General features: G+C 34.2%; 14 protein-coding genes. 2 read left to right on the top strand and 12 right to left on the bottom strand.

Translation table 11 applies throughout. From position 1 onward, the window contains the following. Window positions 1-12 precede the first annotated feature (12 nt). From dgoD to LQ686_RS04530, 5 genes are read right to left on the bottom strand one after another with little or no spacing between them, the layout of a single operon-like run. Window positions 13-1,161, bottom strand: coding sequence for a galactonate dehydratase (gene dgoD, locus LQ686_RS04550; RefSeq protein ID WP_107565545.1), 1,149 nt, complete (start codon window positions 1,159-1,161; stop codon window positions 13-15). Between the two features lie 14 nt (window positions 1,162-1,175). After that, window positions 1,176-1,802, bottom strand: coding sequence for a bifunctional 4-hydroxy-2-oxoglutarate aldolase/2-dehydro-3-deoxy-phosphogluconate aldolase (locus LQ686_RS04545; RefSeq protein ID WP_107565546.1), 627 nt, complete (start codon window positions 1,800-1,802; stop codon window positions 1,176-1,178). Between the two features lie 13 nt (window positions 1,803-1,815). Continuing rightward, a complete protein-coding gene (locus tag LQ686_RS04540) occupies window positions 1,816-2,769 on the bottom strand; it encodes a sugar kinase (RefSeq protein WP_107565547.1) in 954 nt (317 codons plus the stop codon). A gap of 21 nt (window positions 2,770-2,790) precedes the next feature. Beyond that, the gene (locus tag LQ686_RS04535; protein WP_107565548.1) at window positions 2,791-3,576 is read right to left on the bottom strand and encodes an SDR family NAD(P)-dependent oxidoreductase; all 786 of its coding nucleotides are present in this window, start codon (window positions 3,574-3,576) and stop codon (window positions 2,791-2,793) included. A gap of 19 nt (window positions 3,577-3,595) precedes the next feature. Further along, a complete protein-coding gene (locus LQ686_RS04530; RefSeq protein ID WP_107565549.1) occupies window positions 3,596-4,816 on the bottom strand; it encodes an ROK family transcriptional regulator in 1,221 nt (406 codons plus the stop codon). A gap of 231 nt (window positions 4,817-5,047) precedes the next feature. Here LQ686_RS04530 and glcP point away from each other — a divergent pair, with 231 nt between their 5' ends. Next, entirely contained in the window at window positions 5,048-6,415 is a 1,368-nt protein-coding gene (gene glcP / locus LQ686_RS04525; RefSeq protein WP_107565550.1) for a glucose transporter GlcP, read from the top strand. Window positions 6,416-6,482: 67 nt separating this feature from the next. Here glcP and LQ686_RS04520 read toward each other — a convergent pair whose 3' ends face one another. The 7 genes from LQ686_RS04520 to sufC all read right to left on the bottom strand — a co-directional run bounded on the left by LQ686_RS04520 (window position 6,483) and on the right by sufC (window position 12,618). Next, window positions 6,483-6,782, bottom strand: a complete 300-nt coding sequence (locus LQ686_RS04520; protein ID WP_107590824.1) for a hypothetical protein — start codon at window positions 6,780-6,782, stop codon at window positions 6,483-6,485. A 13-nt stretch (window positions 6,783-6,795) separates the two neighbouring features. Next, window positions 6,796-7,017, bottom strand: a complete 222-nt coding sequence (locus tag LQ686_RS04515; RefSeq protein ID WP_107565551.1) for a DUF6007 family protein — start codon at window positions 7,015-7,017, stop codon at window positions 6,796-6,798. Between the two features lie 328 nt (window positions 7,018-7,345). Beyond that, the gene (gene sufB / locus LQ686_RS04510; RefSeq protein WP_025904379.1) at window positions 7,346-8,743 is read right to left on the bottom strand and encodes a Fe-S cluster assembly protein SufB; all 1,398 of its coding nucleotides are present in this window, start codon (window positions 8,741-8,743) and stop codon (window positions 7,346-7,348) included. Between the two features lie 46 nt (window positions 8,744-8,789). Further along, window positions 8,790-9,230: a Fe-S cluster assembly sulfur transfer protein SufU gene (gene sufU / locus LQ686_RS04505; RefSeq protein ID WP_025904378.1), complete on the bottom strand. Its 441-nt coding sequence runs from the start codon at window positions 9,228-9,230 to the stop codon at window positions 8,790-8,792. Next, window positions 9,220-10,461 carry a cysteine desulfurase gene (locus tag LQ686_RS04500; protein WP_025904377.1) on the bottom strand — a complete coding sequence of 414 codons (1,242 nt, stop codon included), beginning with the start codon at window positions 10,459-10,461 and terminating at the stop codon, window positions 9,220-9,222. The genes sufU and LQ686_RS04500 overlap by 11 nt, the downstream gene beginning before the upstream one ends. Before the next feature lie 25 nt (window positions 10,462-10,486). After that, a complete protein-coding gene (gene sufD, locus LQ686_RS04495) occupies window positions 10,487-11,803 on the bottom strand; it encodes a Fe-S cluster assembly protein SufD (RefSeq protein WP_025904376.1) in 1,317 nt (438 codons plus the stop codon). Between the two features lie 35 nt (window positions 11,804-11,838). Beyond that, the gene (gene sufC, locus LQ686_RS04490) at window positions 11,839-12,618 is read right to left on the bottom strand and encodes a Fe-S cluster assembly ATPase SufC (protein WP_025904375.1); all 780 of its coding nucleotides are present in this window, start codon (window positions 12,616-12,618) and stop codon (window positions 11,839-11,841) included. 339 nt (window positions 12,619-12,957) lie between these two features. Here sufC and LQ686_RS04485 point away from each other — a divergent pair, with 339 nt between their 5' ends. Beyond that, window positions 12,958-13,191: a hypothetical protein gene (locus LQ686_RS04485; protein WP_107565552.1), complete on the top strand. Its 234-nt coding sequence runs from the start codon at window positions 12,958-12,960 to the stop codon at window positions 13,189-13,191. Window positions 13,192-13,486: the final 295 nt, after the last annotated feature.

The following is a 13,486-nucleotide window of genomic DNA, read 5'->3' as shown; positions in this document are numbered from 1 at the left end:
CATACGTTATATTTACCATTCCGCAATGCTTCCATCTTTATGTCTCCAAACTGGATTATGCCAATCATGCCCGACTTCCGCCATTTTTCTGACATGTGCTTCATCTATTTCTACACCAAGGCCCGGCTTTTTAGGAATATCTACATATCCATCTTTAAATTCAAATACTTCTTTGTTTGTAATATAGTCTAGAATATCACTGTCTTTATTGTAATGAATGCCTAAGCTTTGTTCTTGAATAAAAGCATTGTGACAAGTTGCATCTACTTGTAGACATGATGCTAAAGCGATAGGTCCAAGTGGACAATGAGGTGCAGCACCTACATCATAAGCTTCTGCCATAGAAATAATTTTTTTACATTCTGTTATACCACCAGCATGTGATAAATCAGGTTGAATGATATCGACAAATCCACTTTCTAAAATAGGTTTGAAATCCCATCTTGAAAATAGTCTTTCCCCTAGCGCTATAGGAATAGTTGTCGTTTGACTAATTTCTCTAACCGCTTCTATATTTTCACTTAACACTGGTTCTTCTATAAACATCGGATTGTATGGCTCTAATTCTTTCGCTAATACTTTAGCCATTGGTTTATGAACACGCCCGTGAAAATCAATTCCAATACCTAACTGATTGCCAGCTGCTTCTCTAATGCCAGCTACACGTTGAACAACACTTTCTATCTTGTCATAACTATCTATATACTGTAATTCTTCAGTTGCATTCATTTTGATTGCTTCAAAACCATTTTCAAAAGCTTTTTTAGCAGCGTTCGCAGTATCTTGAGGTCTGTCACCACCAATCCATGAATATACTTTCATAGATTCTCTACATGCCCCTCCTAATAATTCATGAACAGGCGCGTTATAATATTTACCTTTAATATCCCACAATGCTTGATCTATGCCAGAAATGGCACTCATTAAAATTGGACCACCTCTATAAAAGCTACTTCTATACATCATATTCCAGTGATCTTCAATATTTAAAGGATTCTTGCCAATCAACTGTTGCATAAATTCATCAACTGCTGCACCAACAGTTTGAGCTTTACCTTCAATTACAGGTTCACCCCATCCGACGATACCTTCGTCCGTCGTAATTTTTAGAAACAACCAACGCGGTGGTACTTGAAACAACTCATAGTCTACAATCTTCATGTTAGCACTCCTCTTCAATGTACTTTGTTATAAAATGCTTGTGCCTTTTGTTCTAGTTCCTCAAAATACGCTTTATTCGTTTCTACTTTCGTATTTACTAAAGCACTTCCTAAACCAACGCCAACAGCTCCCGCTTCAATAAAGTCTGTAACATTGTCTATACTCACACCACCTGTTGGTAAAAGTGGTATATGCGGTAATGGACCTTGTAAATCTTTAATATATTCAGGACCTAAACTTGTTGTTGGAAAGACTTTAATAATATCTCCACCGTATTCATAAGCTTCTAGAATTTCTGTTGGTGTCATAGCACCTGGTATACTTACGGCACCATATTTTTTACTCATGCGAATCGTATCTTTATCTACCGTTGGCGACAATATAAACGTTGCACCACTTAAAATAGCTAACCTTGCCGATTCTGCATCTAAGACTGTACCTGCTCCGACTACAACTTTATCCTTCATTTCATTAGAGATCAGTTCAATAGATTCTAACGCTTTAGGTGAATTCATCGTAACCTCAATGGCACGAATACCTGCTTTATATAACGTTTCTACGATTGGTAAAATATCATTGGGTTTTGCATTTCGTAAAATTGCGATTAATTTAGTTTCTTTGATTGTTTGTAATGTATCTATTTTAGACGCCTCCTTATCTAATTACATCATCTATATGACCTGTATGTTTCATCTGTTCAATTTCTTCTTTAGTTGGTAAGCCTTCAACATCACCTTTAACTGTTGTCACGAGTGCACCTGCATTACAAGCCTGTTCAGTCGCTTCATGAATGGACAATCCTTCGATAATACCTGCGATTAAACCTGCCGCAAAGCCATCTCCAGCACCAACAGGATCAACGACTTCTATTTCTTTTGAAGCTTTTGCATAACCTGAAATATCCTTATGTACATAGTAAGCACCTTTACTTCCTAATTTAACAACTACTGTTGATGCACCTAATTTAATAATTTCTTGGGCGATTTCTTCTTCAGATTGTGTATTGAATAAAAATGCCCCTTCACTCGTTCCTGGCAACACAATATCACTTAAAGCGATTAATTGTTTTAAAGTTTCTTTCGCTTCATCTTCAGACCATAATTTGAGTCTTAAGTTTGGATCGAAAACAATTTGTAATCCTAATGATTTTGCTGTCGAAATGAGCTTAAATATTGTCTGTTTACAAGATGCACTCAAAGCAGGCGTAATACCTGTGACATATAAATATTTAAATTGAGCGACATAACTTTCATCTATATTTGCTTCAGACATTAGACTGGCTGCTGAACCTTTTCTATAATAATGAACGCGTGTTTGATCTTGTCGAAATTTCTCTTTAAGAAAAATACCAGTTGGTGCCTCAGATATTAATTTTACAGAATCTACATTAATACCTTCACCACGAACAAAATTTAAAATCTTCTGCCCTAATTCATCATTTCCTAATTGACTGATCCAACCAGTTTTAACGCCAAGCTTTTCTAACCCAATTAGCGTATTTGTTTCAGCCCCAGCTATATGCGTTGAAAAGTCTTGAGCATAACGCATTGGTCCTACTTCTTTAGGTGCAAACACAACCATCGTTTCTCCAATAGACAATACATCCATCTTCATGACCCTCCTTATAACTTAATAGCCGTCTGCATTGTATAAACGTGCAGATAAACCACCATCAATGACTAAATGTTCACCAGTCATCATTTCAGAATCATCAGATGCTAAATATTGTGCTAATTTACCAATATCTTCTGGTTCATTAATTCTTGATGTCGCGTGTAAATCTAAGACCCCTTGTCTCACTTCATCTTCGTTTTCCATTGAATCGAACCAATTTTTCAAATGTGATGTGTTCGTAAATCCTGGACATATCGCATTTACACGAATATTGTATTTACCTAAACTTAATGCCATACCTCTTGTCATCGCATTAACGCCACCTTTAGCTGCAGCATACATATCAGTATCTGGTAAAGTCGCGATTGAATGGTTTGAAGAAATATTGATAATTGAACCGCCACCTTGTTTCTTCATTTCAGGGATGACATGTTTCGAACATAAGAATGTTCCTCTCAAATCAATATTGATAATTGAATCCCAATCTTCAACTGTTGCTTCTTCAATTGATTTAAACACTGTGATACCTGCATTATTAACAAGTGTGTTGATTTTTCCATAATGATTCACTGTTTCGTTAACCATATTAATAATACTTTCTTCTTTAGATACATCTGTTTCAACAAAGTATGCGTCGCCACCGTTATCGATTATTTCTGCTACTGTTTCTTTACCAAACTCTGGATCGATTGTAGCAACGACAATCTTTGCCCCTTTACTGCCAAGTTGTTTTGCAATACCTTTACCGATACCTTTTCCTGCGCCAGTTACAATAATGACTTGTTCATTTAATTCACTCATTTATAATTCCTCCTTATATTCATTTATTTGGTTTAGGTAATGAGAATATTTCTTCTACTATTAAAGATGCTGCACCAATCGTATATAAATCGTCTCCTAAAGCAGAAGTTACAATTGGTGTCTCTTTCGCATCTTCACCCATTACTTTTAACCGAATGATTGCTTTTATTTCTGGTAGTAAGAGATGACTAATTTTTGTTAAACTACCACCTAATACAATAAATTTTGGTCCAAATAAATTGATTAATATTGCAAAGCCTAAACCAAGATTCCTACCAACTTCTTTAGCAATTTGGACACATAATTCATCGCCTTGATTTACTGCCTCATAAAAATCTTCAATACTTAATTCATCAATTTCAGACTGTAGATTTAATATTTGACTTTTACGACCAATTTTTAATTGACGCTTAATCATTTTTAAAATTGCTGTTTCTGAAGTTAATGTTTCTAAACAACCATAATTACCGCAAGAACATAATGGACCGTCTGGATCTATCGTGACATGTCCAATTTGACCTGTAATATGATGATTGCCTCTTAAAATCGATCCATTATTGATAATACTTGCACCAACGCCATAATCCACGATGACCGAGATAAAGTTTGTTTCTTCTTTACCTTGGCCAAACCACATTTCCGCAAGTGCTGCACTATTACAATCATTATCAACTAAGACCATCAAGTCTGTTTCAGATTCTAATATCGATTTAATTTCGATATTTCGCCATCCTAAGTTTGGTGCAAAGATATTTGTACCATTTTGAGTATCGACCAATCCGTGCATGCCTACTCCAATACCAAGCACTTCAATTTGCTGTGCTGAATATTCTTCTGCAATTAAACGAATTTCTTGTCCTAAATAAACAATCATGTCATTCGGATCTTTTTGTAAATCCATTTCTATTTGTTTCTCAAATAAGATTTCTGCTCTCAAATTGCTGACAATAATACTCGTTCTATATGCACCAATTTCTAATCCAATCATCACTTTCTTCTCTTTATTAATATCAAGTGGTATCGGTTGTCTGCCTCTAACTTTTCTTTCCATTGCATTCTCTTCTATCCATTGTTCATCAATTAATATTGAAACAATTTCTGAAACGGAAGGTCTTGATAAGTCAATTCTATTTGCAATTTCTACTCTAGAGATTGGTCCATACTTTTGAATCGTCCTTAATACAAGTTGCTTATTATAATCTTTCATTAAATTAATATTGATCCGAGATGATTGCTTCACGACAACCCTCCTTAACTTTAAGTAATTCAAAATAACTAAAATAAATATTTTTATTCATATATTACTTGATTTTCTATTTGAAAAGGCTTACATTAATAATTAAATCAGATTCAAAGAGTAATTACAACTTTTTTAGTTATCTTAAATAATTAAATATCATCAATGAGCTCCAAACTTTTATTTTAACTAAAGTTTCTGATGGCGTTATTCAAATTACATGGGGGTAATAAAATGGAAGCAAGCAATTATAGAACGAAGTTAATTTTCTTCCTAGGTGCTTTAGGTGGATTGCTTTACGGATATGACACGGGTGTTATATCTGGCGCGTTGCTTTTTATAAAAAATGATATACCACTCACAAGTTTCACTGAAGGTTTAGTCGTGAGTTCAATGTTAGTTGGTGCAATATTCGGCTCAGGATTCAGTGGACCACTATCGGATAAACTCGGTCGAAGAAAGCTTGTATTTGTTATTGCGATTGTCTTTATCGTCGGCGCATTAATTCTATCATTAGCACAATCAATGGTTATCTTAGTCTTAGGTAGATTTATAATCGGTTTAGCAGTTGGTGGCTCTACAGCGATCGTGCCTGTCTATTTATCAGAAATGGCACCTACTGACACGAGAGGTTCTTTAAGTTCATTAAACCAACTGATGATCACAATAGGTATTCTAGCTTCATATTTAGTCAACTATGCATTCGCAGATATGGAAGCTTGGAGATGGATGGTTGGATTAGCAGTTGTACCTTCTGTCATCTTAATGATCGGTGTTTACTTTATGCCAGAAAGCCCTAGATGGTTACTTGAACATAAAAGTGAAAAAGCCGCTAGAAAAGTTATGGCGATTACAAGAAAACAATCAGAAATTGATAAAGAAATTGACGAAATGAAAGAAATCATTCGTATATCAGAAAGTACATGGACAGTCTTAAAATCCGTTTGGCTAAGACCCGTACTTGTTATAGGCTGTATATTTGCACTACTCCAACAAATCATCGGCATTAATGCCATCATTTACTATGCACCAACAATCTTTAGTAAAGCAGGTTTAGGAGATGCAACAGCTATTCTTGGAACAGTCGGCATCGGATCAGTCAATGTAATTGTAACGATATTTGCAATATATATAATGGATAAAATCGACCGTAAAAAACTACTCATTACAGGTAATATCGGCATGGTTTGTTCATTACTTATTATGGCGACACTCGTTTGGACAATCGGATTACATTCAACAGTCGGCGCATGGATCATTGTGGCTTGTTTAACATTGTTCATTGTCTTTTTCGCATTCACTTGGGGACCAATCTTATGGATCATGTTACCAGAACTATTCCCAATGAGAGCAAGAGGTGCAGCAACAGGTATCGCAACATTATCATTATCAATAGGTAGTTTATTAGTCGCACAATTCTTCCCACTACTCACATCAGTAATGGGAATCGAACAAGTATTTCTAATCTTTGCAGTCATCGGTATACTCGCAATGATATTTGTCATTAAATACTTACCAGAAACAAGAGGCAGAAGCCTTGAAGAAATCGAAGTAGACTTAAGAAATAGAACATCATCCGTTACATTATCTAAAATTGATTAAAGTATTGAAAAACCCCGTAGAAATTCTACGGGGCTTTCTTTATCTGGTAGTATTATAAATCCAAAATTTACTTCTTTTCTATTATCATAAATAAGACATAAAACAATAAGAGAACTGAAATACCTAATATAATAAAAAAGATTGATAATATAAAATTAAAATCATAAACTAAATCTCCAGCAACAATCAATACTGTTCCTAAAAATAAACAAGTAGCAAATATGTATGAGATTTTAGCTATATTTTCTGGTTTTACTTTATCATGCTCTATAGAAGCAATAATATTTATATTTTTAGATATTGCAACGTATATAGAAAGGGTTAAAGAAATTACAAGTATACATATAATTAGTACAATATTAAACACTGTCTACCTCCATTTACTTGTTAGCCTTATTCTTTTTATAATCATTGATTAAACAAAATAAATGTGAAGCACCTAAGCAACAAAAAATGACTATAACTATATTAACAATTATACATATCATATTTGAATTAGGTAAATACGAAAACAAAAACATAAATGGTATAAAGCATATAATTTCTAGTATTGTTATATTTTTAAAAATTTCTTTTAAATTATTCAACGTTGACCACCTCATTATGATAACCTTGTTAGACTTTATTTTCTATTTCCTTAATTTGTAAAAATAATACCACAAACACATAAGATGGTATATATTTTCTATTTTAAAAAATATACCATCGATTTTGTTAAGTGCTGACGCCTGAGGGAATAGTATGCGTGAGAGACTACAGACTCGAACCATACCCTAGGCAAGCATGCACGAACAAAATCGAAGATTACTTTATAAACACATTCTCTAAAGTAGATTAAGAAATAGAAAAACCCTGTATAAGTTCTTACGACTAAGAACTTATACAGGGTTATTTTATCTATAAACATTGTCTTACACAGTTTAATTGGTATTATCCAATTGAACCTTCCATTTCGAATTTGATTAGTCGGTTCATTTCTACTGCGTATTCCATTGGTAATTCTTTTGTAAATGGTTCGATGAAGCCCATTACGATCATTTCAGTTGCTTCTTCTTCTGAAATACCACGGCTCATTAGATAGAATAATTGTTCTTCAGATACTTTAGAAACTTTCGCTTCGTGTTCTAATGAAATGTTATCGTTCATGATTTCATTGTAAGGAATTGTATCTGATGTAGATTCGTTATCCATAATTAATGTGTCACATTCAATGTTTGAACGTGCGCCAGTTGCTTTACGTCCGAAGTGTACTTGACCACGGTAAACAACTTTACCACCATTTTTAGAAATTGATTTAGAAACAATTGTTGATGACGTATTAGGTGCTTTATGAATCATTTTTGCACCAGCGTCTTGAACTTGTCCTTTACCTGCAAGTGCGATAGATAAAGTCATACCTCTAGCGCCTTCTTCAAGTAAGAAACAAGATGGGTATTTCATTGTTAATTTAGATCCTAAGTTACCATCAATCCATTCCATCGTACCATTTTCATATACGAAAGTACGTTTCGTAACTAAGTTATAAACATTGTTAGCCCAGTTTTGGATTGTTGTATAACGGCAGTATGCATCTTTCTTAACGATAATTTCAACTACAGCTGAGTGTAATGAATTAGTCGTATAAACAGGTGCTGTACAACCTTCTACATAGTGTACTGAAGAACCTTCATCAGCAATAATTAATGTTCTTTCAAATTGACCCATGTTTTCAGAGTTAATTCTGAAGTAAGCTTGAAGTGGTGTTTCTAATTTTACGCCTTTTGGTACGTAAATGAATGATCCACCAGACCAAACTGCTGAGTTTAATGCTGAGAATTTATTATCTGCAGCTGGAATAACACTTGCGAAATATTCTTTGAATAATTCTTCGTTTTCACGTAATGCTGAATCAGTATCTTTGAAGATAATACCTTGTTCTTCTAAGTCTTGTTCCATGTTGTGGTAAACAACTTCTGATTCATATTGTGCAGATACACCTGCAAGATATTTTTGTTCTGCTTCAGGAATACCTAATTTATCGAAAGTATTTTTGATTTCTTCTGGTACTTCATCCCATGAACGCTCTGAACGTTCTGATGGTTTAACGTAGTATGTGATTTCATCAAAGTTTAACTCTGTTAAATCGCCACCCCACATTGGCATTGGCATTTTGTAAAATTGTTTTAATGATTTCAAACGAAAATCAAGCATCCATTGTGGTTCGTCTTTCATTTCAGATATTTTTTTAACGATTTCTTCTGTTAAACCTCTACCTGAACGGAAAATAGAAACGTCTTCATCATGGAAGCCATATTTATAATCTCCAACTTCTGGTGATTTTTTAGCCATTTTCTTCACTCCTCTTTTATAATAGCGTTCGCCCATTTTTCAAAAGTTACGCGTTATTTTGCTCTTTTGTTCCTTTTTCAAATGCTTTCCATGCTAACGTAGCGCATTTGATTCTTGCTGGGAATTTAGATACACCTGATAGTGCTTCTATATCTCCCATTTCTTCTGTAATATCGTAGGATTCACCAAGCATCATGTTTGAGAATTCTTGACTCATTTCTAATGCTTCTTCGATTGTATGACCTTTAACCGCTTCAGTCATCATAGATGCGCTAGACATTGAAATAGAGCAACCTTCACCTTCAAACTTAGCATCTTTAATAACATTATCTTCTACATCTAATGTTAAGCGGATGCGATCTCCACATGTAGGATTGTTCATATCTATTGTTAGAGAGCCATCTTCAAGAACGCCTTTATTACGAGGATTCTTATAATGGTCCATAATGACAGAACGGTATAGTTGATCTAAATTGTTAAAATTCATAAGAGAAAAACTCCTTCGCGCCATTTAGTGCCTGAATGAGTTGGTCAACATCTTCAGTAGTATTATAAATATAGAAACTTGCTCTTGCTGTTGATGATTGGTTTAACCATTTCATTAATGGTTGTGCACAATGGTGACCTGCTCTTACAGCTACGCCTTCAGAATCTAATGCTGTTGCTAAATCATGTGGGTGAACACCTTCTACATTAAATGTAATTAATCCAGCTCTTTTATCAGGAGTAGGTCCATATATTTCAAGTCCATCAATTTTAGACATTTCATTGTAAGCATAATTCACAAGATCATACTCATGTTGATGAATGTTATCTAAACCGATAGCATCAATATATTTAATCGCTTCAGCTAAAGCAATTGCTTCAGCAATAAGCGGTGTACCAGCTTCGAATTTCGTTGGTAAGTCTGTCCATGTTGCATCTTCTAATCCAACAAAATCAATCATATCTCCACCAAATTCGATTGGTTCCATCTTATCTAATAAATCACGTTTACCATATAAGACACCTATACCAGTAGGGCCTAACATTTTATGACCACTAAAGCTAAAGAAGTCTACATCTAAATCTTGAACATCCACTTTCATATGTGGTGCTGACTGTGCACCATCTACTGCAATAATAGCATTATGACGATGTGCGACTTCTGCAATATATTTAACATCATTGATTGTACCTAATACGTTAGACACATGAGCGACTGCGACAATTTTAGTTCGATCATTGATTGTACTTTCAATTGCCTCTCTTTCAAGTTCGCCACTTTCTGACATTGGAATAAATTTAAGTTTAGCACCTGTTCTTTTAGCAAGCTGTTGCCATGGCACGATATTCGCATGATGTTCCATTTGTGTGACAACAATTTCATCACCTTCAGAAACATTTGCATCACCGTAACTATGCGCCACTAAGTTGATTGCCGTTGTAGTTCCTCTTGTGAATACAACTTCTTCAAAATATTGTGCATTTATAAATCTTCTAACAGTTTCACGTGCTTTTTCATAAGCATCCGTAGCAAGTGTACCTAGTGTATGCACACCTCGGTGAACATTAGAGTTATAACGGTTGTAGTAATCTACAATGCTATCAGTGACTTGAGTAGGTGTTTGACTTGTGGCTGATGAATCTAAATACACGAGTCTACTACCGTTAACTTGTTGTTCTAATATCGGGAAATCTTTTATAATTTTTTCTACATTAAATGTTGATTCGGCCACATTATCAGACCTTTCTGTGCCTTTTTTATATTTGTGTTGTTACTTTTAATTCAATAACTTCACGTAATTGACGTTTTACGTCTTCGATTGGCAATGCAGATACAACTGGGTCAAGGAAACCGTGAATAACTAATCGTTCTGCTTCTTCACGAGAAATACCTCTACTCATTAAGTAATAAAGTTGAGTTGGATCTACTCTACCTACTGAAGCTGCGTGTCCTGCTGTTACATCATCTTCATCAATTAATAAGATTGGGTTTGCATCTCCACGTGCTTTTTCAGATAACATAAGAACACGAGATTCTTGTTGAGCATCTGCTTTAGTACCACCGTGTTTGATATAACCAATACCATTAAAGATTGAAGAAGAACTATCTTTCATAACACCATGTTTCAATATGTGACCATTAGATTCTTTACCATATTGAATGATTTGTGTTGTGAAGTTTTGTTTTTGTTCTCCACGACCAACTACGACTGTTTTTAAGTTACAGTTTGAACGGTCACCCATTAAATAAGTCGTGTTGTCATTAATTGTACTACCGTCATTCATTAAACCTAAAGCCCAATCGATTGTCGCATCAGCTGCAGCTGTACCACGACGGATAATGTGACCAGTAAAGCCTTTATCCATGAAATCAACTGTACCGTAAGTAATGTTTGAGTTTGCACCAGCAATTACTTCAGAAACGATGTTTAATTGACCTTCGTTTGAAGATACTGTAGATAAATAGTTTTCAACGTATGTTAATTCTGCACTTTCTTCAGTTACGATAATCGCATGGTTGAAGAAACTTGCATCGCTATCATCATGTAATACAACGTATTGAACAGGATTTTCTACAACAACATTTTTAGGAACGTATACAAATACACCACCGTTAACTAATGCTGCGTGTAAAGCTGTTAATCTATGTTCATCAACTTTAACTGCATCTGTCATGAAGTATTTTTGTACTAAATCACTATTTTCAATTAAAGCTGTTTTTAAATCTTTAATTACAACGCCTTGTTCGACTAATTTTTCATCTACTTTAGTAAAAGCAGGTGTATTATTATGTTGAACAATTAAGTTTGTAGCATTTTCAGTATCGATAATTTTACGAACTGATTCTGGTAAATTGTCAATAGTATCAAATGTTTCACTTGTAACAGTATGTGTTTTGAATGAATCAAAATCCCATCTGTCAATTTTTGTTTTGTCTGGTTTAGGCATTTCTAATGTATCTAATTTTTGAAAACTTTCTTTTCTTAAATCAGTCATCCATTGTGGTTCATTTTGAGATGCTGAATAATTAACTAAGTCTTCAACGTTAATATTTAACTTTGTTTCAGTTGCCATTTATACTCCTCCTACTTGACTATCATGATCATATATTATTCAGCGTTAATTGTTTCGTCTTTAATGTTAAGTTCTTCTTTAATCCACTCGTAACCTTCTGCTTCAAGACGTTTTGCTAATTCTTCGCCACCTGATTTAACAACTCTACCTTGCATCATAACGTGTACAAAGTCAGGTGTAATATAGTTTAATAATCTTTGATAGTGAGTAATAATTAAACAACCAAAGTCTTCTCCACGCATTTTGTTAATACCTTTTGATACAACTTTTAATGCGTCAATATCTAAACCTGAGTCAATTTCATCTAAAATTGCAAATTTAGGTTCTAACATCATTAATTGAAGAATTTCGTTACGTTTCTTCTCACCGCCAGAGAAACCTTCGTTTAGGTATCTTTGAGCCATATCTTGGTCCATTTCTAATAGATCCATTTGTTTATCTAATTTCTTAATGAATTGCATTAAGTTAATTTCGTCGCCTTCTTCACGTTTAGCATTAATAGCAGAACGTAAGAAATCAGCATTTGTTACACCAGAAATTTCTGATGGGTATTGCATAGCTAGGAATAAACCAGCTTGCGCACGCTCGTCAACTTCCATTTCTAATACATTTTCACCATCAAGAAGTACTTCACCTTGTGTTACTTCATAACTAGGATGGCCCATGATTGCAGATGATAAAGTTGATTTACCAGTACCGTTAGGTCCCATGATTGCGTGGATTTCACCTTGTTTAATAGTTAAATCTACACCTTTAAGAATTTTCTTACCTTCGATTTCTACGTGTAAATCTTTGATTTCTAATATTGATGCCATATTATTTTTCCCTCCAGAGAATTTATTCACATTTAAAAAAGATAACCCTACATTATCTTTTCTAGTTTATAATAATTTTAATGTAACGTCAAAGTTTGCTGTGAATCTTTACCCTTAATATTATAACGTAGTTACACGGGCAAATAAACATTTTCGCTTTATTTATATAGAAGAAACTGCTCATATAAACTATTTTTCTGAAATGTTTTTCAAATGATAATCATTTCAATTAATTCTCAATTTATAAATATTCTATTTCAACGTCTTCCGAATGCCTTTCTATCCAATATATACTATAATGATGATAAATAAATATGCAGTTTATGAAAGGAAAATTACATGAAACGCTATGAACAATTTACATTCGTTATAAGTGCAATATGTGCATTTATACTTTTATTAAATTTAGTCAATGTTATTAATTTGAGTAGTCTCTTAAACACATTATTAACAGCTGCTACAATTGTTACAATCGCTACATTCAACGTTAGAAATTACAGATTTGTCGGTATCATTTTATATGCCATCGCCGTATTTATGCTCATCATTTATTTCTTTAACGGATATATTTAGTATTGATTAGCGCACGATATCTACTAGTCTTCGTGCGTTATGCCCTTATTTTATACCCTTGCGCACGATATCTCTCAGTCTTCGTGCGTTATACCCTATTTTTATACCCTTGCGCACGATATTTCTCAGTCTTCGTGCGTTATGCCCTATTTTTATACCCTATCGCACGATATCTCCCAGTCTTCGTGCGTTATGCCCTTATTTTATACCCTTGCGCACGATATCTCTCAGTCTTCGTGCGTTATGCCCTATTTTTATACCCTATCGCACGATATCTACCAGTCTTCGTGCAGCT

It is taken from the genome of Mammaliicoccus sp. J-M41, from assembly GCF_022385935.1.
GTDB lineage: Bacteria > Bacillota > Bacilli > Staphylococcales > Staphylococcaceae > Mammaliicoccus > Mammaliicoccus sciuri_A.
The sequence above is the reverse complement of the archived record's forward strand: the minus strand, read 5'-3'. Positions and strand labels throughout refer to the sequence as shown.